This is a genomic window from Planobispora longispora (assembly GCF_016863135.1).
Lineage (GTDB): Bacteria > Actinomycetota > Actinomycetes > Streptosporangiales > Streptosporangiaceae > Planobispora > Planobispora longispora.
Genome location: NZ_BOOH01000044.1, coordinates 16,379 through 37,689, shown reverse-complemented (window position 1 = coordinate 37,689; position 21,311 = coordinate 16,379). Strand labels below are relative to the sequence as shown.

General features: G+C 72.4%; 22 protein-coding genes. 13 read left to right on the top strand and 9 right to left on the bottom strand.

Translation table 11 applies throughout. From position 1 onward, the window contains the following. Window positions 1-2 precede the first annotated feature (2 nt). The 5 genes from Plo01_RS25980 to Plo01_RS25960 all read left to right on the top strand — a co-directional run bounded on the left by Plo01_RS25980 (window position 3) and on the right by Plo01_RS25960 (window position 6,763). Complete coding sequence (locus tag Plo01_RS25980) at window positions 3-1,583, top strand: NsdA family TPR-like regulatory protein (RefSeq protein WP_203893311.1); 1,581 nt, start codon at window positions 3-5, stop codon at window positions 1,581-1,583. Then, window positions 1,580-2,074 (top strand): GNAT family N-acetyltransferase, encoded by a 495-nt coding sequence (locus tag Plo01_RS25975; RefSeq protein ID WP_203893310.1) that lies wholly within the window; start codon window positions 1,580-1,582, stop codon window positions 2,072-2,074. The genes Plo01_RS25980 and Plo01_RS25975 overlap by 4 nt, the downstream gene beginning before the upstream one ends. A gap of 236 nt (window positions 2,075-2,310) precedes the next feature. After that, window positions 2,311-4,347, top strand: coding sequence for a tetratricopeptide repeat protein (locus Plo01_RS41075; protein WP_275415420.1), 2,037 nt, complete (start codon window positions 2,311-2,313; stop codon window positions 4,345-4,347). 641 nt (window positions 4,348-4,988) lie between these two features. Beyond that, window positions 4,989-5,606, top strand: a complete 618-nt coding sequence (locus Plo01_RS25965; RefSeq protein WP_203893308.1) for a TetR/AcrR family transcriptional regulator — start codon at window positions 4,989-4,991, stop codon at window positions 5,604-5,606. Next, a complete protein-coding gene (locus Plo01_RS25960; protein WP_203893414.1) occupies window positions 5,603-6,763 on the top strand; it encodes an FAD-dependent monooxygenase in 1,161 nt (386 codons plus the stop codon). Before Plo01_RS25965 ends, Plo01_RS25960 begins: the two co-directional genes overlap by 4 nt. 80 nt (window positions 6,764-6,843) lie before the next feature. On the opposite strand, the gene Plo01_RS25955 is transcribed toward Plo01_RS25960, so the two are convergent. The 3 genes from Plo01_RS25955 to Plo01_RS25945 form a co-directional block, all read right to left on the bottom strand. Beyond that, complete coding sequence (locus Plo01_RS25955; RefSeq protein WP_203893307.1) at window positions 6,844-7,302, bottom strand: NUDIX hydrolase; 459 nt, start codon at window positions 7,300-7,302, stop codon at window positions 6,844-6,846. A gap of 222 nt (window positions 7,303-7,524) precedes the next feature. After that, on the bottom strand, window positions 7,525-8,160 hold the full coding sequence (locus tag Plo01_RS25950) for a DUF47 domain-containing protein (protein WP_203893306.1): 636 nt from the start codon (window positions 8,158-8,160) through the stop codon (window positions 7,525-7,527). Then, window positions 8,157-9,095: an inorganic phosphate transporter gene (locus Plo01_RS25945; RefSeq protein ID WP_203893305.1), complete on the bottom strand. Its 939-nt coding sequence runs from the start codon at window positions 9,093-9,095 to the stop codon at window positions 8,157-8,159. Before Plo01_RS25945 ends, Plo01_RS25950 begins: the two co-directional genes overlap by 4 nt. A gap of 317 nt (window positions 9,096-9,412) precedes the next feature. Between Plo01_RS25945 and purU the strand changes: the two genes are divergently transcribed. From purU to Plo01_RS25930, 3 genes are all read left to right on the top strand, one after another. Then, entirely contained in the window at window positions 9,413-10,270 is an 858-nt protein-coding gene (gene purU, locus Plo01_RS25940) for a formyltetrahydrofolate deformylase (protein WP_203893304.1), read from the top strand. 225 nt (window positions 10,271-10,495) lie between these two features. Next, window positions 10,496-11,050, top strand: a complete 555-nt coding sequence (locus Plo01_RS25935) for a sigma-70 family RNA polymerase sigma factor (protein WP_203893303.1) — start codon at window positions 10,496-10,498, stop codon at window positions 11,048-11,050. Next, window positions 11,047-12,015 (top strand): maleylpyruvate isomerase family mycothiol-dependent enzyme, encoded by a 969-nt coding sequence (locus Plo01_RS25930; RefSeq protein ID WP_203893302.1) that lies wholly within the window; start codon window positions 11,047-11,049, stop codon window positions 12,013-12,015. The genes Plo01_RS25935 and Plo01_RS25930 overlap by 4 nt, the downstream gene beginning before the upstream one ends. An 80-nt stretch (window positions 12,016-12,095) precedes the next feature. Here Plo01_RS25930 and Plo01_RS25925 read toward each other — a convergent pair whose 3' ends face one another. Beyond that, window positions 12,096-12,743: a TetR/AcrR family transcriptional regulator gene (locus tag Plo01_RS25925; RefSeq protein WP_203893301.1), complete on the bottom strand. Its 648-nt coding sequence runs from the start codon at window positions 12,741-12,743 to the stop codon at window positions 12,096-12,098. A 60-nt stretch (window positions 12,744-12,803) separates the two neighbouring features. Here Plo01_RS25925 and Plo01_RS25920 point away from each other — a divergent pair, with 60 nt between their 5' ends. Together Plo01_RS25920 and Plo01_RS25915 are read left to right on the top strand one after the other, a co-directional pair. Next, complete coding sequence (locus Plo01_RS25920; protein ID WP_203893300.1) at window positions 12,804-13,094, top strand: antibiotic biosynthesis monooxygenase; 291 nt, start codon at window positions 12,804-12,806, stop codon at window positions 13,092-13,094. A gap of 73 nt (window positions 13,095-13,167) precedes the next feature. Then, on the top strand, window positions 13,168-13,506 hold the full coding sequence (locus Plo01_RS25915) for a TrmO family methyltransferase domain-containing protein (RefSeq protein ID WP_203893299.1): 339 nt from the start codon (window positions 13,168-13,170) through the stop codon (window positions 13,504-13,506). Window positions 13,507-13,600: 94 nt separating this feature from the next. Here the strand turns inward: Plo01_RS25915 and Plo01_RS25910 are convergent, their stop codons facing one another. The 4 genes from Plo01_RS25910 to Plo01_RS25895 all read right to left on the bottom strand — a co-directional run bounded on the left by Plo01_RS25910 (window position 13,601) and on the right by Plo01_RS25895 (window position 18,303). Further along, window positions 13,601-14,611, bottom strand: coding sequence for a methyltransferase (locus tag Plo01_RS25910; protein ID WP_203893298.1), 1,011 nt, complete (start codon window positions 14,609-14,611; stop codon window positions 13,601-13,603). Next, window positions 14,608-14,955 (bottom strand): VOC family protein, encoded by a 348-nt coding sequence (locus tag Plo01_RS25905; RefSeq protein ID WP_203893297.1) that lies wholly within the window; start codon window positions 14,953-14,955, stop codon window positions 14,608-14,610. Before Plo01_RS25905 ends, Plo01_RS25910 begins: the two co-directional genes overlap by 4 nt. Window positions 14,956-15,135: 180 nt before the next feature. Next, window positions 15,136-15,957 (bottom strand): helix-turn-helix domain-containing protein, encoded by an 822-nt coding sequence (locus Plo01_RS25900; RefSeq protein ID WP_203893296.1) that lies wholly within the window; start codon window positions 15,955-15,957, stop codon window positions 15,136-15,138. 273 nt (window positions 15,958-16,230) lie between these two features. After that, window positions 16,231-18,303 carry a prolyl oligopeptidase family serine peptidase gene (locus Plo01_RS25895; RefSeq protein ID WP_203893295.1) on the bottom strand — a complete coding sequence of 691 codons (2,073 nt, stop codon included), beginning with the start codon at window positions 18,301-18,303 and terminating at the stop codon, window positions 16,231-16,233. Between the two features lie 317 nt (window positions 18,304-18,620). Here Plo01_RS25895 and Plo01_RS25890 point away from each other — a divergent pair, with 317 nt between their 5' ends. From Plo01_RS25890 to Plo01_RS25880, 3 genes are all read left to right on the top strand, one after another. Continuing rightward, entirely contained in the window at window positions 18,621-19,130 is a 510-nt protein-coding gene (locus Plo01_RS25890) for an HNH endonuclease (protein ID WP_203893294.1), read from the top strand. A gap of 117 nt (window positions 19,131-19,247) precedes the next feature. Further along, the gene (locus Plo01_RS25885) at window positions 19,248-20,069 is read left to right on the top strand and encodes a GNAT family N-acetyltransferase (RefSeq protein ID WP_203893293.1); all 822 of its coding nucleotides are present in this window, start codon (window positions 19,248-19,250) and stop codon (window positions 20,067-20,069) included. 123 nt (window positions 20,070-20,192) lie between these two features. Then, complete coding sequence (locus tag Plo01_RS25880; RefSeq protein ID WP_203893292.1) at window positions 20,193-20,402, top strand: FmdB family zinc ribbon protein; 210 nt, start codon at window positions 20,193-20,195, stop codon at window positions 20,400-20,402. 119 nt (window positions 20,403-20,521) lie between these two features. Here Plo01_RS25880 and Plo01_RS25875 read toward each other — a convergent pair whose 3' ends face one another. Next, entirely contained in the window at window positions 20,522-21,007 is a 486-nt protein-coding gene (locus tag Plo01_RS25875) for a helix-turn-helix transcriptional regulator (RefSeq protein WP_203893291.1), read from the bottom strand. Window positions 21,008-21,311 lie beyond the last annotated feature (304 nt).

Sequence of the window (21,311 nt, the reverse complement as noted above, 5' to 3'; positions counted from 1 at the left end):
GTATGTCCGGCAGGCAGCACAGGGAAACAGAGTTAGCGCGGCAGGTCCGGGCGCGAGGCCTGGCCGCGGGACGCACCGCGGCGCAGATCGCCGAGGAGATCTACGAGAAGTGCAGTGGCCAGTTCGGGACCACGCGCATCAAAGGTCATCGTCTCGCGCACGGCATCGCTCTCGCCGACGTGATCGAACAGGTCAGGGCACTGTTCGAGCGCGACGCGAAACCGACGCCGGGCATCGGGGAGACGCTCCTGTCCGCTTACGAGAGCGGGCTGAAGCGACCCGGCCCCGAATACCTGCATTACCTGTGCACCGTCTACCGGGTGGAACCGGTCGCCCTTGGATACGAGGGCCCGTGCATCTGCGGCCACGGCCACAAGATGCCCGGTGTCGTCCGAGGCGATCTCCAGGAGGGAAAACCCGACACTTCCCCTGGTCCGCGCGAGCTGTGGATCAAGCAGGCCAGCAGCGATTCCTCTGCGGACGGGGGCGAGGAGGACGAGAACGTGCTACGGAGAACGCTTTTGGGACTTCTGGCCGGCGGCACTGTCGCCCTGGACGGCCAGGTCCTCGGATCTGTCGAGAGCATCCGCCGGAGGATGGACGACACCCTGGTGTCGGCGACCGTCTCACCCGCGATGCTCGACCAGTGGGAAGAGGCCACCGTCGGCTTCGGGCGGCAGTACATGAACACGCCGCCGCTCCGGCTGCTCTGCGACGTGCTGCTGGAGTTCAGTTCCGTGCGCAAGGCCATGGAGCGCCGTCAGCCCGTCGACCTGCAGGAGAGGCTGTGCCGGATGGCGGCCCAGCTGGCCGGTCTCAGCGGGATGATCATGATTAACCTGGGAGACCACCGCATGGCCCGGTCCTTCTTCAGGACCGGCAGGACGGCGGCCGACGAGACCGGGGACCGCGCGCTGCGCGCCTGGGTCACCGCCAGGGAGGCGCTGGTCCCGCTCTACTACGGCGACCCCCGCGAGGCGCTCAACCTGGCCAAGAAGAGCCGCGACATGGCGGGCGAGACCCCCTGCGCGGCCCGGGCCATGGCGCCGGTCGTGGAGGCCCGGGCGATCGCGATGCTCTCGGGCACTTCGGGGACGGCGGGCCGCAAGGACGTCGTCGACCAGGCCAAGCGGGCGCTGTCCCGGGCCAGGGCGGCGTTCTCCCAGATGACCACGGCCGAGCAGGAAGACCTGGCCTTCGGCTACACCGAGCGGCAGCTCTACTTCCACCAGGGGGACGCGCTGGTCCGGCTGGGCCAGGCGATGGAGGCCGACCTCATCCTGGAGCAGGCCCTCACCAAGTACGGCCCGTCCGACTGGCTCGACCCCGCGCTCATCAAGCTCGACCGGGCCAAGTGCAAGGTCATGGAGGGCGACATCGACGAGGCGCTGTCGATCGCCACGAACACGGTCTCGGGCCTGGGCGAGGGCTGCCGCACCGAGATCCTCATGCGGCGGGCCCAGGAAGTGGTCCAGCTCGTGGAGAGCAAGGCTCCGAACCACCCGGACCTCAGGACCTTCCACGAGACGCTGCGCGCGGCTCCGGTGACCGAGCCGGTGACGCTGAGGGGTGGCAATGCATGAGCGACCTCGAGATCAGGCGCTACCGCTGGTCTGACCTCGACTCCGTCTGGGCGCTGCACCAGATCTGCCTGGCCCAGGTGGGCCTCGCCCCAGGTGACGGCGTCTGGTACGACGACGACTTCCCGCGGATCAACGAGATCTATCTCGCCGATCGGGGGGAGTTCCTCGTGGGAGAGGTCGCTGGACGGGTCGTGGCGATGGGCGGCATCCGCCGCGTCGATGATGAGACGGCCGAGATGTGCCGCCTCCGGGTCCACCCGGAGTTCCAGCGGCGCCGGTACGGCGCGCGGATGGTCTCGACCCTGGAGATCCGCGCCCTTGAGCTGGGGTACCTGCGGCTGAGGGGGGACACGACACTGAACCAGTCGGCTGCGATCGAGCTCTATCGCAAGTACGGCTGGCACGAAGTTCGCAGAGAAGTACGAGGCGGATGTGTCGTGATATATGGCGAAAAGGAGCTAATTGAGGCGATGTCCGTATCGCCTACATAACCTGGAATTCCAGACTATTCCTTTACCGGGGATTGCGATCTGATGAAATCGCGGAATATTTTTTCATCGTAGCTGCAGCTCGTTTCAGGGGATGCGATGAAAAAGATCATCGTCCGCAAGCCCGGCACCACCAGGCTGAGTGGCGCTTCCAGCGTCATCCACAAGGGGTGAGGAAACATCTCTGGCTGACCGGAAGAACACCCGGCTGTGACCGCGCGGACCCCCCCTCCCTCGAGGTGAACGGGCACCGGCGGTCACGTGGTCCCTACACCGTCGGCGGAGCTCTGCTGCGCGCGATCGTCCCTGAGGCCCTGGAGCGGGCCCCCGAGCAGGTCGCCTCCCACGACATCGAGATCCGGAGCGTGGCGCCCGATCTGCGGGACCGGGTGGCCGCGCGCCGGAAGACCTTGGACACCCTGGTCGAGGACGACGAACGGATCCTCGTGCCGGCGCCGCGCCGTACGCTCCGGCTGGCCAACGGGGTGGCGGAGTTCCTCGGCGCCTGCCTGCCCGCCCGCCGCGCCGCCGCGCCGTTCACGCTGGTGGTACGGAATATCCACGAGGCCGACCCGACCGATCGCGAACTGCTCGCGGTCATGCTCAGGCGCGTGGACCCGGACGTGCTGACGGTGATGATCGTGGCCTCCGGGCCGCCTCCATCCTGGTTCCGCGGCCGGGCGGCGCCGGAGGAGCCGCAGCCCCCCGGCCACGCTCGCGGGTGGTTCCCGGGCGACGACGAATCTTTCCCGCGGGACGGCGGACACCTCCTGAGCAACGGCGAACCTTTCCCGCGGGACGGCGGACACCTCCTGAGCAACGGCGGGCGGCACTCCTGCGACGCGGCGGCCCATGTGGCCTCCGAGTGCCTCGACGAGCGCTCGCGCGCCGCCTACGAGGCGGCCGGTGAGATGGAGCGCGCCAGGCTCCACGACCTGCGCGCCGCCGAGCTGGAGGCCACCGGGGAGTTCGCCCTCCGGCTGGGCGCCGTCCCCTTCCACCGCGAGCGCGGGACCGACCCCCGTGGCAGGGGGGCGGAGGCGCTGTGGACCGCCGTCGACCACTGTGTCCGCGAGGGTTTCCTGGACGCGGTGGCCGAGCTGGGCCCGCGCGGCGTGCGCCTGGCCGAGCCGGGCTCGGATCTGTGGTGGCGTTTCACCCAGCGCACGGCCGCGGTGCTGGGCGCCCTGAACCGCCACCAGGAGGCCCGCGACCTCTACGAGCACGCGCGTCGGGTGAGCCAGGAGCCCGCCGTGCACGCGGCCTGCGCGTACGGCACCGCCATGCTCGACGCCCGCCACCCCGACCCGGCCCGGCGCGACCTGGGCCGGGCCACCGGCTGGATCAACCAGGCCGTGGCCATCTCCACGCTGCTGCCCGACCCCCGGGAACGCGCCTTCAAACTGGGCTTCGACCGCAACGGCCAGGCGCTCATCGAGCTGCGCCGGGGACGGCCCGCCCGGGCGCTCGCGCTGGTGGAGTCGGCCCTGGCGCTGGCCGAGGAGGCGCTGCCGGACCGGCACCCGGTGCACCGGATGGTCCTGCGAGCCAACCGGGGGCAGCTGCTGGCGGCGCTGGGCCGGGGCAAGGAGGCGCTGGCCGACTACACGGCGGCCATCGCCATCGACCCCTGCTTCCCCGACCACTACCTGGACCGGGGCAACCTGCTGCTCGCGCTCGGCCGGGAGGAGGAGGCCCTGGCCGACTACGAGACCGCGATCGAGGTGAGCCCCCCGCTGCCGGAGGCGTACTACAACCGGGCCGAGCTCCGCCTGGCCCGGGGGGACCTGGAGGGCGGCCGGGCGGATCTGGACCACGTGCTGGAGCTGGACCCGGCCTACCTGGACGCCTACGTCAACCGGGCGGGCGCGCTGGCGGTGCTCGGGTGCGAGGCCGAGGCGCGTGCCGACGTCGAGGCCGGTCTGGCGCTCGACCCGGGCAACCCGCACCTGCTGACCGTGCGGGGGCAGCTGGACACCGAGGCGGAGCGCTTCGCGGCGGCCGCCGAGGCGTTCGAGGCGGCGCTGGAACGGGCGCCGGACCTCGGCGCGGCCTGGGCGAACCGGGGGACCCTCCGCTACCGGACGGGCGACCTCGAGGGCGCGGCGGCCGACCTGAGCCGGGCGATCGAGATCGAGGAGGGCGCGGAGCTGTACTTCAACCGGGCCATGGTGCTCCGGGCACTGGGCCGGGAGCGGGCCGCCCGCACCGACCTGCGCCGGGCCCTCGACCTGGCCCCCGGCGACCCGGACATCCGGGCCGCCCTGCAGCTGTGAGCCCCGTGCGCCCGGTTTTCACCTGAGCCTCCTGCGGCCGGTTCTCATGCGAGACTCGCGCGGCCGGTTCTCATGCGAGATTCGCGCGGCCGGTTCTCAGGCGGGGAAGACCTGCACGCGGTCGGGGTCCACGCTGAGCCGTACCGGATCGCCCGGGCCGTCCACGGCCGGCGACACGTCCCCGGGACGGAGCAGGCGCAGCGCCCGCTCCCCGGGGTCTCCGGAGGGTCGAGGGTGCGGTCCGCGGCGCCTCGGTGAAGGAATCTTCTTCCCGGGGGGAGGATTGCCTCCTTCAGAGGAACTCTTTCCCTCTCACTCTTCGCGGGTGTGGATTTTTCCCCCGGAGGGGAGACGACTTCTCCCGAGATTTTCCCCGGCTCACCCCGTTGTTTCCTGGGTTGAAAATTCTCCTCCTGAGGAGGGGATCTTCCCCACTGAGATTGACGTGTCTTGTCCTGATGTGCGGGATACGCCGGAGGTTGCGCCGTCAGTGTCCGCCGGGGGCGGGATGGCCGAGGTCGTCGCCGAGATGCGTGGGCGCCGCGAGCGCCTGCCCGGTTTCCGTCGCGCCCAGCGCATCCGCGACCCGTGGACAGCCTGCCGGTTGCCTGAGGGCTGAACATCTGTTTAGTATGCTGAACATGTGTTCAGCCCATGAGGACCTCACCGCCCGGGCCGTCATCCGCGACCGGGCCCTGGAGCTGTTCGCGGCCCAGGGCCCGGACGCGGTGACCGTGCGGCGGATCGCGGGGGCCGCCGGGGTCTCGCCCGCGCTCGTCATCCACCACTTCGGCTCCAAAGAGGGGCTGAGAGCCGTGGTCGACGAGTACGTGGCCGGGGTGTTCGACGGCATGTTCGCCCGTGCGGCGGCCGGGGAGCTCGACCTGTCGGACGGCGCGTCCTTCGCCGAGGCCCTCCTGAAGGACCTCCCGCCCGGCTCGCCGATCCCCGGCTACCTGCGCCGCCTGCTGCTGTCCGGCGACGCCGCCGGGACGCGGATCTTCCGCCGCTGGTTCGCGGCCTCCCGGGCGATGCTCGACGCGCTCGCGGCCGCCGGGCAGATGGCCCCGGGCCGCGACCCCGAGGTCCGCACGGCCTTCGTCATGTCCGCCGACCTGGTGCTGCTGCTCCTGCGGGACCAGCTCGCCGACGTGCTCGGCGCCGACCCCCTCGGCCCCGAGGGGACCGCCCGCTGGGCCGGCGAGGTGCTGGACATCTATCGCGACGGACTGTTCTGCACGGAAGGGGAACCCCGATGAAGGTCTTGATCTGCGGCGCCGGGATAGCCGGGCTCACGCTGGCCTGGTGGCTGCGGCGCGGCGGCGCCGAGGTGACGATCGTGGAGAGGGCGGCCGGGCCGCGCAGCGACGGCTACATGATCGACTTCTTCGGCTCGGGCCACGACGTGGCCGAGCGGATGGACCTCCTCGGCGCGCTGCGTGACATCGCCGCCGACATCGACGAGCTCGTCTACGCCGACCCGCGCGGCCGCCGGACCGGCGGCCTGCGCTACGCCTCCGCCCGGGCGGTGCTCGGCGGCCGGGTGCTCAGCCTCATGCGCGGCGGCCTGGAGACGGTGATCCGCGAGGCCCTGGACCCCGGGGTGGAGATCCGGTACGGCACCAGCATCACCGCGGTCCGCGACGTTCCCGGCGGGGTGGAGGCCGAACTGACCGACGGGACGGCGTTCCGGGCGGACCTGCTGGCGGGCGCCGACGGCATCCACTCGGTGGTGCGCCGCCTGGCCTTCGGCCCCGAGGAGCGCTGGCTGCGCCCGCTGGGCTACCACACCGCCTCCTACCTGATCCGGGACGCTGGCCTGGCCGGGGAGGTCGGCAGGCGGGCGATCCTGGTGAACGTCCCGGACCGGCAGGCCGGGGTCTACCCGACGCGCGACGGCGCCCTGGCGGCCTTCCTCGTGCACGCCCTCCCGGACCCGGCCCTGCCCGCCGATCCCCGCGCCGAGCTCGCGGCCCGCTACCGGGGCATGGGCGACCTGACCGACCGGGTGCTGGCCCACTGCCCGGAGGATCCGTACTACGACTGCGTCGCCCAGATCCGGATGCCCCGCTGGAGCCGGGGCCGCACGGTCCTGCTCGGCGACGCCGCGTACGCGGTCTCGCTCATGGCCGGGCAGGGCGCGTCGATGGCGATGGGCGGCGCCTACACGCTGGCCGTCGAGCTGCTCGGCGCGGACACCGAGGCGGCGCTGGAGCGCTACGAGCGGCGGATGCGCCCCTTCGCCCTGGCCAAGCAGGAGAGCGGCCGGACCTCCGCGGAGTGGATGGTGCCGCACCAGGCGTGGCGGATCGCCCTGCGCAACCGCCTGTTCGGCCTGGCCGACCTGCCCGGCGGCGCCGCCGTCATGGGCCGCGCGTTCCGGAGCCTGAGCTCCAGCGTCATCCCGGCAGCGTGAGCCCGGACAGGACCTCCGCCAGGTCCGGCGTCATCCCGGCAGCGTGAGCCGGGACAGGACCTCCGCCGCCAGGTCCGGCGTCATCCCAGCCGGGTGAGCCGGGACAGGACCCCCGCCAGGTCCGGCGGCTCCAGCGCGTCGGGCAGCGCGGCCATCTCCTCGGGCGAGAGCCAGCCGTAGCCCAGGTAGGTGTCGTCCTCCTCGGCGGTGAACGCGCCGGGGTCCACCGCGGGGGTCTCGCCGAACCTGGCCAGGTAGAACCGCTCGGTCTTGGCGTAGCGCACGCCGAGCCAGGTGAAGTCCCGCCGTACCGGCACCCACCGGTCCAGCACCGCCGTGCCGGGCAGCCCGGTCTCCTCGGCCAGCTCCCTGCGGGCGGCCTCCAGCGGCGTCTCGCCCGGATCGATCCCGCCGCCCGGAGGCTCCCACAGGGTCAGCCCGCTCGTCGCGTCACGCCAGTGCAGCAGCAGCACCCGGCCCCGGCCGTCCATGCACACCACCCGCGCCGCGGGCCGGTCATTCACCTCGGACTCGCTCATAGGCTCCGGACGCTACCACCATCAATCGATCAAGGGGACCCCTCGGAGGCCATCGAAGAATGCGATGACCTGGGGAGACGTTGTCGGCCCCGACGTCTTCACCCGATCATCCACGGCGGGGACCCTCACGCCGGGCCGGACCTCTCCGTCCTCCAGAGGACGATCACGCACGTGCGCAACGCGGCGATCCGGGACGCACTCCCGCTCACCGACGAGGAACGGTCAGCGCTTCATCACGCCGTCGGCGATGGCGTCGGCGGCCACGCCGATCGCCATGCCGACGATCTCCAGGCGGCGGACGAGCTCACGTTCCTTCATGGTCTCGGAGGTGATCTCCCCGGAGAAGATGCGGGCGATCTCGTACTGGTACATGCGCTGGAGGGTGCCGCTGATCTTCTTGGCCTCCAGGGCGTCGTGGGTGACCGTCGCGGTGCCGGCGGAGACCAGGTCGCGGACCGCCGTCTCCAGCGCCTCGATGCCGGCGATCACCTGGTCCAGCATGGGGGCGAAGCGCTGCTGCTCGCGGACCCGGTAGAGGTGGGACTCGCGGACGAAGTCGCGCAGGGAGTCCAGGATGTCGTCGATCGAGCGGGACAGCCGGAAGATGTCCTCGCGGTCGATGGGGGTGACCAGGGAGCCGGACAGCTCCTCCACCAGGCGGGCGCGCTGGGTGTCGCCCCGATGTTCGATCTCCCGCATCTCCTCGTGCGCGTCGGTCCTGCGGGTGTCGCCGCCGATCATCGCCATGGCCAGCCAGGCGCCCTCCTTGGTCGCCTCCAGCTGACCGATCAGCGCCTCGGCGAGGGCGCTGTCCATGTGCCCGGTCATCAGGTCCCGGACCCTGCGTAGCCGCTTCAAGCCATCACCCCTCTGACGATGAGCGCCGCCGCCCCGGCGAGCAGCGCGCTCACCGGCAGCGTCAGCATCCAGGCGAAAACGATCTTCATGGCGGCGTGCCAGCGCACCCGCTTCACGCTCTCCGCCGCTCCGGCCCCGATCAGGGACCCGGCGATGGTCTGGGTCATGCTCACCGGCGCGCCGATCGCCGCGCAGCCGATGACCGCGGTGCCGGTGGCCAGCTCGGCGGTCACCCCGTGCAGCGGGCGGGAGGCGAGGATCTCGCGGCTGAGCAGGCGGCCGGCGCGCGGCAGGCCGTACACCGCGCCGGCTCCGAACAGTCCGGCCACCGCCACGCAGGTGGACAGGGGCGCGTCCGACAGGCCGAAGGCGAGCATGAAGACGGCCAGCATCTTCTGCCCGTCGTTGGCCGCGTAGGCCAGGCACTGCAGGGTGAACCCGGCCCGGTGCCACCACCGGAGCGTACGGCCGTGCGCCAGCCGTACCAGGAGGATCCTGACCGGGACCGCGAGCAGCGCCCCCACGAACGGGGCCGCCATCGCGACCCCGAGCACGAACACCACCCCGCCGTAGGAGACCGGTACGCCCCAGCCCAGGTCGGCTCCGGTCAGGGCGCCCACGATGGCGAGGGTCAGGCTGGTGGGCCGCCCGCGGTTGCTCAGGAACATGACGACGGTCAGCGCGGACAGGACCGCGACGGCCAGGGCGACCTGTCCGTCGGGCCCCTCCATGGTCGCCAGCCGGGTGGTGAAGGTGATCGCGACCTGGTGGGTCACCGAGGGGACCAGCGCGACCGCCGCCATCATCATGAGCACGCCGGTCACCGGCCGGATGCTGGGGATCTTGAGCCCTGTCGCCAGCAGCGCGCCGCCGTCGTTGACCCCGCTGATGACCGCGAACAGACCGGCGAGCGCCGCCAGGGCGATCGAGCTCACGGTCCTCCATTCCAGCCGAACACCGGGTGGACGACGAGGCCGGTTCGGCTATGGGGCCCATAGGCGAACGACGGCTGCCTCCGGCGTCGGCCCGCAGGTAGCGTCCGCAGTGCGCTGATACGTAGTTACTACCCAAGATCGCGTGAATGATGGACGAGCAGCCGGTCCTGTTGAACCCCGGCCCGTGCCGTCGCCCCGGCCTTCCCCGAGGGCGGCCCCGCGTGCGGAGCGGTGGAGGTGGATGTGGCCGGCACGCTGTACCCTGCCCAGACCGGCCTCACGGCACCGTACGATCCGACCTCCGCAAGGGTGAAGGCATGAGTTCCGCCGAGTATGTTCTGACCCTGTCCTGCCCGGACCGTCCCGGCGTGGTCGCCGCGGTCTCCGGATTGCTCGCCGGGCGAGGTTGCAACATCATCGAGAGCCAGCAGTTCGGCGACCGGGACGCCGGGCGGTTCTTCATGCGCGTGCAGTTCTCCACCCCCGGCACGGCCTCCGAGGACAAGCTGCGCGTGGCCTTCGCCGAGCTGGCCCCCGAGTTCGGCATGGAGATCACCCTGCGCGACACGGCGGTCAAGCCGCGCGTGCTCATCCTCGTCAGCAAGTACGGCCACTGCCTGAACGACCTGCTCTACCGGGTCCGCTCCGGCACGCTGGACGTCGAGATCGTCGCGGTCGCCTCCAACCACCCGGACCTGCGCCCGCTCACCCAGTCCTACGGCATCGACTACCACCACCTGCCGGTGACCCCGGAGACCAAGTCCCGGCAGGAGGCGGAGATCCTGGCGCTGGTCGAGCACTACCGCGCCGACGCGGTGGTGCTCGCCCGCTACATGCAGGTGCTCTCGGAGGACCTCTGCGCCAAGCTGGCCGGACGGGCGATCAACATCCACCACTCGTTCCTGCCGTCGTTCAAGGGCGCCAAGCCGTACCACCAGGCCCACGCCCGGGGCGTCAAGCTGATCGGCGCCACCGCCCACTACGTCACCTCCGACCTGGACGAGGGGCCGATCATCGAGCAGGAGGTCGCGCGGGTCAACCACAGCCACTCCCCGGAGGACCTGGTCGCCATCGGCCGGGACCTGGAGTGCGTCGCCCTGGCCCGGGCGGTGAAGTGGCACGTCGAGCAGCGCGTGCTGCTCGACGGGCACAAGACCGTCGTCTTCCCCCGTTAAGGGGTTCCGGGATTTCCGACGAGAGCCGGTATTGCGAACATCCGGACCGGCGCCGGAGACGAATGAGTGGTAGCCGCCTGCTTATGTCCCTCGTTCGCCTGTTATTTCCGGTACCGGAGGAATTGATGCGCATTGAGCACCTCATCAAGGGTGGCCGTCCTCTCCACATTCATGTCGGATGGTGAAAAGCTCGGACAACAGCCGACTATTCGGGAGCGTGGTGCCATGGAGGCACCGGTCGCGGACGACCGCCTGCTGCACCAGCGGGTCGTGGGCGGCGAGGAGACGGCGCTGGGGGAGGTCTACGACCGCTTCGCGCCGCTGGTCTTCGGCCTCGCCGTCCGGATCACCCGGGATCGCATGATCTCGGAGGACATCACCCAGGAGGTCTTCGTGGCCTTCTGGGAACGCCCGCTCGCCTTCGATCCCGCGCGGGGGACGCTGCGCGCCTGGCTGGCCACCATCGCCCACCGGCGGGCGGTGGACCACGTCCGGGCGCAGGAACGCCGTAAGGCTTCGGTGCTCGGCCCACGCCTGCTGGAGCCGGAACCGGAGAGGCTGGAGGACCAGGTACTGTCACGGCAGGAGGCCGACGGAGTGCGCCTGGCGGTCGGCAAGCTCCCCGACCACCTGCGCGAGGTCATCGAGCTGGCCTACTACCGGGGGCGCACCTACCGGCAGGTCGCCGACGAACTCGGCCTGCCGGAGGGCACCGCCAAATCCAGGATCCGGCTGGGACTGCGCCGGCTGGCCGACGCGCTGGCCGAGGAGGGCACATGAACGACGACCCGGCTCGCCGCCTGTATCTCGACGCCCTGACGGAGGCGGCAGAGGTCCCGCGGACGTCGTTGCGCCCCCTGCTGTTCACCGCCGCCCGCGCCCGCCGCCGCCCCGCGGTCGCGGCGTCGGGCTGGACGGCCCCCTACGCCGGACGGATCGCGGCCATGGACGCCCTGCTGGCCGAGGTGGACGAGGACGACTGGCACAAGGAGACCGTCGAGGGGTGGACGCTCCAGGAGCTGCTGGCCCACCTCGCGGCGAAGGACGGGCTCGTCGCGCTCGCGGTGGGCGCCCCCGTCCTCGGCCCGCCGGTCACCGTGGACGAGGCGCTCGCCCGGACGGCGCAGCTGCAGGAGTACGAACGCCGCCGGGAGCCCGGCCAGACCCGCCGCGACTGGCGGGCCCAGGCCGACGCGCTCTGCCGCCACCTGGCCGCGCTGCCGCCGGACACCCCGGCCGACGTGAGCGGGTTCCCCATGGCGGCCGCCGACCACCTGCTGGGCAGGGCCCTGGAGACCTGGCTCCACACCGCGGACGCGGCGGGCGTCGTGGGGATCGCCGTGCCCGACCCGGTCCCGGAGCACATCGCGCCCACCGCCGACCTGTGCGTGCGGGTCATGCCGGTCACCATGAGGGTGAGCGGGCACGCGGTGCCCGAGGGCCGGGCCGTACGGCTCGTGCTGACCGGCCCGGGCGGCGGGCGGTGGCACGTGCCGCTGCACCCCGGAGGGCGGGCCGTGCGCGAGGACGGCGCGGCCGGGGGGACCGGGCTGGACGGCGCCTCGGCCGGGGGGATCGGGACGGACGGCGCCTCGGCCGACGCCACGATCACCTGCGACGTGGTCGAGTTCTGCTTCCTGGTGGGGGGCAGGGGAGAGCCCGCGACGTTCGCGGCCGAGGTGGAGGGCGACTCCGCCCTCGCCCGCGACCTGCTGCACGCCGCCCCCGCCCTCTCCGGCCCCTGACCGCGCCTCCGTCGCCCGGGTCCCGCGCCGCCGGCCGGGTCCGTGGATCCGCCCGCCACGGCTCACGCCGGGGCCGGTGGTCAGCGCCGGCGGTCCTGATCCGAGCAGAGCTGGCTGCGCAGGGTCGCCTCGGCCCATCGCTCCCAGCGCTCGCGCGGCCAGCCCCGCTCCTGTGCGAACAGCAGGTACAGCTCGGGGCTGAGCAGGCCGTACAGCAGGTCGGCGGCTTCTTCGGCAGAGGCGTCCGCCCGCGCGCCGGGCTTGCCGACGAGCGCCTCGGCCGCCCCGCGGTGGACGACATATCGGGGATCGACGTCGTGCGACCACAGGGCGGCGACCTCGGGGTCGCTCGCGCGTGCTCCGTCCAGCACCCTGCCGATCGGCGCGGCCCGTTCCAGGACCGAGGTCGTGCCCGCGACGTAGGCGCTCAACATGTCGCGGGCGGTGCCGGCGGCCAGCGCGTCCACATACCACGGCCGGTCCATCGTGGCCGTCGGCTCGTCGTCGCCCGCGATCGTGACGTCGACCAGTTCCTTGAGCAGGGTGCGCTTGTTGCCGAAGACGAAGTAGATCGTCTGCAGTGCGACCCCGGCCCGCTCGGCGACGTCCTGCAGGTTCGTCGCACCGTAGCCGTCCTGCGTGAACAACTCCAGCGCCGCCTGCAGGATGCGCCGCCGCGTCTCCCGTGCTTTCTGGGTCCGCTTGCTGATCCGCTTGACATCGCTCATGGCTAGAGTCTATCTCTAGATTAGATTACTAGAAGTTAACTCTAGAAATGAGGTTCAGTGATGGCTGTCATCACCGTCACCCGCTTCCAGGCCGATCCCGCCGACACCGAGCGGGTCCGGGCCCGGCACGCCGCCCTGGTCTCCGCGATCAGGGCCGCGGCGCCCGGCCTCACCGAGGCGCGTCTCGGCCGGCTGGGCGACGGAACATGGGTCGGCGTCTGGCGCTGGGACTCGGCCGCAGTCCTGGCCGCGGCCCGCCAGGCCGCGCCCGGCACCCCCGCGGCCGTCGAGGCGTTCGCGGTGGCCCGCGACGTCACCGCGGAGGACATCGAGGTTCTCGAGGAACTCTGACCGCCTGTCTCAGCCCCGGAACCCGGGGCTGAGACTCCCCTGGACCAAGGAGGCGACATGATCGAGCTCGGCGGTGCTCGGACTCGAGCACTTCTCCCACCTGGAGGTCGTCTTCCTCTTCGACCGGATCGACCCGGCCACGGTGCGCGGCGAGCCCCGCCCTCCCAGAGGCGACCCGGATGCGGAGCCCGTGGGAGTCTTCGCCCACCGCGGGCCGTACCGCCCCAACCGCCTGGGGGTCTCCCGCTGCCGGCTGCTCGCCGTGGACGGCCTGGACCTGCACATCGCCGACCTGGACGCGCTCTCCGGATCGCCGATCCTCGACGTCAAGCCGTACCTGGCCGAGTTCGCCCCCCGTCACCCGGTCACCCAGCCGGACTGGGCGACCGAACTCATGAAGCGTTATTACTGAAGGCCCGCCCCCGCCCGAAGGCGCGCCCCGCCCTTTCGGAGCCCAGCCCGATCGGCGGGCCGGGCTCCGGACGGTGGAGCCCCGGCCGCGCCGTTCAGGAGCGGGCGGAGATCATGCGGACCAGGGTGTCCGGGAACGGATCGGTGATCTCCACCGAATGGAACCCCGCCCCGGTCAGGAGCGCGCGGAACTCGGCCTCCGTCCGCTCCTTGCCGCCGGTGGCCACGAGCATGTTGATGTCGCTCATCACCGCCCCCGTGGCGGCCGGGGAGTCGATCCGCTCCGGCAGCGTCGGCTCCAGGAGCAGCAGCGCGGCCCCCGGGTCGGCCGCCGCGTGGCAGACCCGCAGGATCGCGGTGGCGCGCTCGTCGTCCCAGTCGTGGATGACGCCCTTGAGCAGGTAGGCGTCGGCCCCCTTCGGCACCTCCTCGAAGAAGTCGCCGCCGACGATCTCGCACCGGTCGCGGAGATCCGCCAGGTTCCGCTCCGCCTCCGCCAGCCCGCTGGGCAGGTCGAAGAGCACCCCTCGCAGGTCCGGTACGGCGCGCAGGATCACCGAGAGCAGGGTGCCGTCCCCGCCGCCCACATCCACCAGTGTCCCGAACCGGGTGAAGTCGAAGCCCGCGACGATGCTCGGCGCGATCCTGCGGGTGCCCTCCGACATGGCCCGGTTGAAGACCGCGGACTCCTCCGGGTGGCGGGCCATCCACTCGAACGCCGGCGAGCCGGTGACCAGGTCCCAGGCCGGTTCCCCGGTCCGGACGCTGTCGATCAGCCGGCCCCAGCTCGCCCACACGTTCGGCCCGCAGAACAGCCGGAACAGCGCGCGGAACGACCCCGGGGCGTCGTCCCTGAGCCGGTCGCCCGCCTCGGTGAGCGCGAACCGTCCGGGCGCGGTCTCGGTGACCATCCCCAGGCAGGCCAGCGCCCGCAGCAGCCGGCGGAGCGAGGGGGCGTGGGTCCCGGTCGCGGCGGCGAGTTCGGCGGCGTCGCGCTCGCCGCCGGCCAGGTGCGTCGCCAGGTCGAGCTCGGCGGCGACGTAGACGATCTGGGTGGGCATGTAACCGGAGATCAGCTCCCACGGGGAGCTCGGGGGCGTCGTCATGGCCGGTGCGTCCCGAAGTACCAGAGGTTGCCCTCGGGGTCCTCGCACGCGTACTCGCGCGAGCCGTACGACTGGTCCGTCAGCTCCATGGTGATCCGTGCTTCCGCCGTCACGGCCCTGTCGTGGTGGGCGTCCGGGTCGTCCACGGCGATGTAGACCCCGGGCCCGCCCGGCTCACCCGGCCCCAGCATGATCATGCCGGTGCCGGCGAGCAGCTCGGCGTGCTTGATCGCGCCGTCGTCTCCCTTGGAGACCTGGTGGACCTCGAACCCGAACGCCTTGCTCAGCCAGTCGATCGCCGCGTCGGGGTCCCGGTAGCGGGTCAGGGGATAAACCGTTCGCATCGTCGTCTCCCTCCGTGTGGATGGGTCCACGATCTCCCGGCCCCGGTCCTGCGGGCTTGGAAAAATCTGACCCGCCCGCTCCCGGCGCCGGGTCCCGGGCGGGGAAGGCTGACCCGGCCGCGCCCGATGCCCGGCTCATCCCGGCCTGGCTCACCTAGAGACGGCTCAGCCTGAGGCGGCTCATCCCGAGACGGCGACGGAGCCCTCCGGCCAGGGGCGGGCCAGCTGCCGGGGGGTGGCCCCGGCCATGGCCCGGAAGTCGCGGTTCATATGGGCCTGGTCGTAGTAGCCGCAGGCGGCGGCGGTGTCGGCCGCGGGCAGGCCGGCCCGGAGGCGGCCGGCCGCGTGCTCGAAGCGCATCACCCGCGCGACGGCCTTGGGGGACATCCCGATCTGGTCGTGGAAGCGGGAGACCAGGTGGCGATGGCTCCACCCCAGCTCACCGGCGAGCTCCGCGATCGGAAGCGCGCCCCGGGAGGCGCGGAGCCGCCGCCAGGCCCAGCCGACCCGCGGGTCGGACTCGGGGGCGGCGTGGATCCGCCGGGTGAGCAGGGCATCGAGGAGCGCGAGCCGGTCGTGCCAGTCGGGGACGGCGGCCAGCCGCTCGACGGCGGCGCCCGCCCAGGGGCCGAGCACGTCGTCCAGGGAGACGACCCGGTGGGCCAGCTCGCTCATCGGCAGGCCGAACAGCCGGCGCGCGCCGAGGGGGGTGAGGTTGACCTGCACGCCCTCGGTGGCCCCGGCTATGACCGTGTCCACGTAGACGTCGTGCAGCCCTCCGGCGAAGGAGGCCAGCCGCTCCCGCGTGCCCGGCCCGCTGAGCCCGATCGGCTCGCCGAGCCCGAAGATCACCACCACCCCGGCGAACGGCGGCTGCCGCCGGATCAGCGGCTCCTCGTAGCGCTCGGCGTAGGCCGACAGCTCTGTCACGTATGGGCGCAGGAAGGCGCCCGGCCTGCCCTCGGCGAAGGTCAGGCCACCGGTCACGGCGGTCCCGTCCACGGTCCGAACGATAACCGCCGCGACCGACACTTTCCCGCCGTACGGCGGCGCCGGGAACCGCCGCACCCCTCCTCGCCGCCCCGGCGCCGGGAAGACGGTTCGCCGGGGGCGGTGAGGTGGCGGGTGGTTGGTCTCGGGACGGGTTCTCGTTCCGGCGCCGAGGGGATGGTTCGCCGGGGGCGGTGAGATGGCGGGTGGTTGGTCTCGGGACGGGTTCTCGTTCCGGCGCCGGGGAGGACGGCTCGCCGGGGGAGCGGTGAGCCGGCCGGGAGGTCAGCGGAGCAGGCCGGTGTGGTGGGCGAGGAAGGCGAGCTGGTCGGCGGCGAGCTCGATCGTCTTGCTGACGGCGCGGGCGCCGTGGCCGGCCTCGGCCTCGTTGCGCAGCAGGATCGGCCGGTCGGCGCCCTGGGCGTGCTGCAGGGCGGCGCACATCTTCCAGGCGTGCAGCGGGTGGACCCGGGTGTCGGACTGGAAGACGGTGAACAGCGTCGCCGGGTAGGAGACGCCCTCCTTGACGTGGTGGTAGGGGGAGTAGGACCACAGCCAGGCGAACTCCTCGGGGTCGCCGGCCGTGCCGTACTCGACGTTCCAGGTGGCGCCGAGGCCGAAGAGCTCGTAGCGGACCATGTCCAGCAGCGGGGCCGAGCAGACCACCGCGGCGTAGAGGTCGGGGCGCTGGGTGAGGGCCGCGCCGACCAGCAGGCCGCCGTTGGAGCCGCCGGAGATGGCCAGCCGGTCCGCAGTGGTGACGCCCGCCGCGATCAGGTGCTCGGCCGCCGCGTGCAGGTCGTCGAAGACGTTCTGCTTGTGGGCGAGCATCCCGGCCCGGTGCCACTCCTCCCCCTGCTCGCCGCCGCCGCGCAGCTGGGCGATGGCGTAGGCGCCGCCCGCCTCCACCCAGGCCAGGATCGAGGCCGAGTAGCCGGGGGTCATCGAGATGCCGAAGCCGCCGTAGCCGTACAGGATCGTCGGGCGGGGACCTTCGGCCCCGGGCGGGGAGATGACCAGCATGTGCACCTCGGCGCCGTCGGCCGAGCGGTAGACGACCTGCTCGGTGGTGACGTCGGGCACCTCGACGGCGCCGGGCGAGGCGGCCCAGAGGGTGGTCTCGCCGGTACGGGCGTCGTAGCGCTGGATGGTCGGCGGAGTGGTGTTGTCGGTGTAGCCGAACCACGCCTCGTAGCCGCCCTCGGGGCGCTCCGTGATGCCGCCGATCGTGCCCAGGCCCGGGGTCGGCACCGCGCCGACCCGCTCCCCGGTGCGCAGGTCGTGGACGGAGATCTCGCTGATCGCGTGGCGGGTCCAGCCGACCAGCATGACCGGCCGGTCCAGGTCGTCGAGGATCGCGAAGTCCGACAGCACGGCCTCGGGGTCCTGCGGGATCAGGTCGCGCCAGTGCTCGGCCTGCGGGGTGGCCGGGTCGGTGACGCAGACGCGGGCGCGCGGGGCGTCGCGGTCGGTGAAGACGTACAGCAGCCCGTCGCGGCCGAAGTTCAGGGCGGTCTGGGCGTCCACGCCCTCCTGGACGACGATCAGCTCCGGGGCCTCGGGGGAGGCGGCCTCCAGGTCGGCGATCCACAGGTCGTTGCGCGGGGCCGTGCCCCGGGAGGCGGAGATCTGCAGCCACCGGCCGTCGCGGGAGACCGAGACGCCGTAGTAGTTGGTCTTCTCCATCCCGTCACCGAAGATCATGACGTCGTCCTCGGTGGAGGTGCCGACGCGGTGCAGGTAGACCCGGCGGTGGAACTGCTCCTCGCCCTCGGGCACCTCCGTCGCGGGCAGCCTGCGCACGTAGTAGAACGCCTCGCCGCCGGGGAGCCAGGCGACGGGGGAGTAGCGGCACCGGTCGATCGGCCCCTCGATCCGGACCCCGGTCGCGATGTCCATCAGGTAGAGGCTGGACTCCTCGTCGCCGCCGACCGAGACCTGGTAGGCCAGCAGACGCCCCTCCTTGTCGGGCTGCCAGGCGTCGAGCGTGGTCAGCCCGGTCGGGTCGAGCGCCATCGGGTCCAGCAGCGCCCGCTCGGCGCCGCCGGGGTCGACGGTGTAGAGCACGGCGTGCTCCTGCTCGGGGGTGCGCCGCATGAACATCCGGCGCTCGCCCCGCCAGACCGGCGCCCCGACCGAGCCGGACTTCAGCAGCTCGGCGACCCGCGCCCGGAAGCGCTCGCGACCGGGGAGCGCCGCCGTCCCCGCGGTGAAGAGGGTCTCCTGCGCCGAGAGCCACTCCTTGGTCGCCGGGTCGTCGGGGTCCTCCAGCCAGCGGTAGGGGTCGGGAACGGGGGTGCCGTGCAGATCGTCGACGACGTCGTCACGGCGGGCGGGCGGGTAGGGCTGTCGCGTCATGGCTGGAACCCTACGGCGTCCGGGGATCGCCGGGGCGCGGTCCGGCCGGTGGCCGTACCGGAGAGGCTTAGGAGGAGTGAAGAACAGGTAATGCGGGCATAAAAGCACCACGAGCCCCTCCCGTCATTTATGGGTGGCGGGCAAGGCGACAGAGAAGCCAAACTTGGTGGAGGACGGTGCCGTGGTGACCATCCGCTGGGCCGTCCGGCGGAGGTCATCATGACGGAAGCGCCCGGGCCCCAAGAAGGGCCACCAACCGGGGCACGTGAGATCGTGCCCCCGACCCAGACGCGCCACGTGCCGGGAAAGGCCCGCTGATGCGTCAAGTCCTCCTACTCAACGCCACTTACGAGCCTCTGACCACCCTCTCCCTGCACCGCGCCGTCGTGCTCGTGCTCCGGGAGAAGGCGGACGTCGTCCACCGTGACGGGCGGGGCGCCGTGCTCCGGTCGGCGAGCCGCACGCTCGACGTGCCGTCGGTGATCAGGCTCCGCCGATACGTCCGCATCCCCTACCGGTCGCGGATCCCGCTGACCCGCACCGCCCTGATGCGCCGGGACGACTACCGGTGCGCCTACTGCGGTCAGAAGGCCGAGACCATCGACCACGTGATCCCCCGTTCGCGCGGCGGGACCCACACGTGGGAGAACTGCGTGGCCTCGTGCACCACGTGCAACCACCGCAAGGCCGACCGGCTCCTGGAGGAGCTGGGCTGGACGCTCAACGTGGCGCCGGTGGTGCCGCGGGGCGTGCACTGGCGGCTGATCGGCGCGCAGGTCGCGGGCGATCCCCAGTGGGCGCCCTATCTGGCGGAGAACGCCGCCTGACGGGCGCCGCCCGGTGAGCGCGGCCCGGCCGCCGGGCGCGGTACGGCGGGCGCCATCCGGTGGACACGGCGGATATCCGCTCGCCCCGGCGCGGTCCGTGTCGGCACAATCGGGTGCATGGCATGGACCTTCACCTCGGACGTCGAGGTGTTCGCCGGGGCGGCGGAGCCGTGGTTGCTGCGCGACCCCGTCCGCAACACCGCCCCGTTGACGGTCGTGCGCGCCATCCGCTCCGGGGTGTACGCCGACGACCTGCTGCTGGGCTGGCTCGATCGGGACGGTGAGACGGTCGCCGCGGTGCTCCAGACGCCGCCGCGCGGGCTGCTCCTGCCCGACCTCTCCGTGGAGACCCTGCCGGCCCTGGCCAGTGCGCTGATCGAGATCGAGCGGGCGGTCCCCGGCGTTCAGGGACCGCTGACGCAGGTCGAGGCGTTCGCCGCCGCGTGGTGGCGGCCGGAGCGTGAGCGCGTGTCCGAGCGCCTCTACCGGCTCGGCTCCCTGAGCCCGGTCCGGCGCTCCGCGGCCGGGACCTCCCGCACGGCGGCCGTCGCCGACCGGGAGCTGATCGTGAAATGGCTCACGGACTTCCACATGGAGGCGATGGACGACGCCGTGACGGACCCGGCCCCGCTGGTCTCCAGCCGGATCGGCCGTGAGGAACTGATCCTGTGGGAGGACGGCGGCCGTCCCGTCGCGCTCGCGGGCCTGTCCTCGCCGATCGCCGCCATGTCGCGGATCGGCCCGGTCTACACGCCGCCGGAGTTCCGGGGCAGGGGGTACGGCGAGGCGGTCACGCGCGCCGCGACCCACAGGGCGCTGGAGGCGGGGGCGACCGAGGCGGTGCTCTTCACCGACCTGTCCAATCCCGTCTCCAACTCGATCTACCAGGCGATCGGTTACCGTCCGGTCGCCGACTACGCCTCCATCACGTTCGCCTGACGCTCCCGGCGTCCCGGGACGCCGGGAGCGTCAGGCGGGTGCTGTCGTACGGGCCTCCCGGGATGACCCGTGCGGGCGCCCGCACGGGTCATCCCGGGACGCCCGTCTGGGTAATCTGGTGGTATGCCGCGTTACGACTTCCGCTGCCGCTCCTGCGGTTCCACCTTCGAGCTGTCCCGCCCGATGGCGCAGTCCGACGAGCCCGCGGCCTGCCCCGCGGGACACGACGACACCGTCCGGCTGCTGTCCACGATCGCCGTCACGGGGAGCGCCGGTGCTCCCCGGCCCTCCGGCGGCGGCGGGGGTTGCTGCGGGGGCGGCTGCTGCGGCTGACCCGCCCGGAGGTGACCCCGGAGTCCCGGTGACTCCGGGATCCCGATGACGCCGTGAGGTCCCCGCGGCCGGGAGCGATCCCGGCCGCCGGGCCCCGCCGTGTCGTGCCTGCTGAGGCGTTATGCCGCGCGCTTGCCCTGGAAGGGCAGGAAGCCCTCGGGCCGGTGCGGGCGGGCGGGGACGAATGTGGGCTCGGTGGCGATGATCCGGTCGAACCGGAAGGCGCGGATCGCGCCGCGCATGCGGCACATTCCCACGAGATACCAGTGTTCGCGATGGACCATGCAGGTCACCGGGTCGACGTCGCGGATGCTGACCCGGCCGGAGGCGTCGCGGTAGTGCAGCCGGATCACGAGCCGGGAGGTGATGGCGCCGGCGATGGTCCTGGCCCGGTCGGCGACCGGAGCGGGCAGCGGGGCGGTCAGGGTGGCGAGGGTGGTGGCCACGACGTCGTCTCCGAGCTCCAGGTGCTCGAAGGCATGGCGGAGACCATGCCGGGCGGCGTCGGCCTGGGGACCCGATCCCAGATGGGCGAGGGAGAGGGCGAGGGCGGCGATCTCGGCGGTCGTCAGGGGGCTGGCGGGGGACTTCACGACGTTTGCCATACCTCAAGGATAGGTCGCGACACCGACATTTTTCGAACAGAGATGCCGGATTCTCAACACTGTGACCCTCAAGCGACATGCCGGACTATTCGCCGTACAACGGCGCCGGGAACACCGCGCGGCCTCTCGCCGTACGGGCGCCGTCACGGAAGTAAGCCCGGGGATGGGAGCAAGCGCGGTCCCGGGGTCGTACGGGCGCCGTCAGCGGCCCCGAAGAGCGGCCCGGGGACGCGGATCCCATGGCCCGGCGGGAGCGCGGGGTTCGCGTCCCCGCCGGGTGAGGGGCCGGATGCGGCGGCCGGCG

Bases quoted from the DNA above. Each gene is read 5' to 3' on its own strand.
- Plo01_RS25955 (WP_203893307.1), bottom strand. From the start codon at position 7,302: ATGAGCGAGTCCGAGGTGAATGACCGGCCCGCGGCGCGGGTGGTGTGC.
- Plo01_RS25875 (WP_203893291.1), bottom strand. From the start codon at position 21,007: ATGGCAAACGTCGTGAAGTCCCCCGCCAGCCCCCTGACGACCGCCGAG.
- Plo01_RS25885 (WP_203893293.1), top strand. From the start codon at position 19,248: ATGGCATGGACCTTCACCTCGGACGTCGAGGTGTTCGCCGGGGCGGCG.
- Plo01_RS25895 (WP_203893295.1), bottom strand. From the start codon at position 18,303: ATGACGCGACAGCCCTACCCGCCCGCCCGCCGTGACGACGTCGTCGAC.
- Plo01_RS25975 (WP_203893310.1), top strand. From the start codon at position 1,580: ATGAGCGACCTCGAGATCAGGCGCTACCGCTGGTCTGACCTCGACTCC.
- Plo01_RS25930 (WP_203893302.1), top strand. From the start codon at position 11,047: ATGAACGACGACCCGGCTCGCCGCCTGTATCTCGACGCCCTGACGGAG.
- Plo01_RS25980 (WP_203893311.1), top strand. From the start codon at position 3: ATGTCCGGCAGGCAGCACAGGGAAACAGAGTTAGCGCGGCAGGTCCGG.
- Plo01_RS25920 (WP_203893300.1), top strand. From the start codon at position 12,804: ATGGCTGTCATCACCGTCACCCGCTTCCAGGCCGATCCCGCCGACACC.
- Plo01_RS25905 (WP_203893297.1), bottom strand. From the start codon at position 14,955: ATGCGAACGGTTTATCCCCTGACCCGCTACCGGGACCCCGACGCGGCG.
- Plo01_RS25910 (WP_203893298.1), bottom strand. From the start codon at position 14,611: ATGACGACGCCCCCGAGCTCCCCGTGGGAGCTGATCTCCGGTTACATG.
- Plo01_RS25880 (WP_203893292.1), top strand. From the start codon at position 20,193: ATGCCGCGTTACGACTTCCGCTGCCGCTCCTGCGGTTCCACCTTCGAG.
- Plo01_RS25935 (WP_203893303.1), top strand. From the start codon at position 10,496: ATGGAGGCACCGGTCGCGGACGACCGCCTGCTGCACCAGCGGGTCGTG.
- purU (WP_203893304.1), top strand. From the start codon at position 9,413: ATGAGTTCCGCCGAGTATGTTCTGACCCTGTCCTGCCCGGACCGTCCC.
- Plo01_RS25925 (WP_203893301.1), bottom strand. From the start codon at position 12,743: ATGAGCGATGTCAAGCGGATCAGCAAGCGGACCCAGAAAGCACGGGAG.
- Plo01_RS25890 (WP_203893294.1), top strand. From the start codon at position 18,621: ATGCGTCAAGTCCTCCTACTCAACGCCACTTACGAGCCTCTGACCACC.
- Plo01_RS25960 (WP_203893414.1), top strand. From the start codon at position 5,603: ATGAAGGTCTTGATCTGCGGCGCCGGGATAGCCGGGCTCACGCTGGCC.
- Plo01_RS25965 (WP_203893308.1), top strand. From the start codon at position 4,989: ATGTGTTCAGCCCATGAGGACCTCACCGCCCGGGCCGTCATCCGCGAC.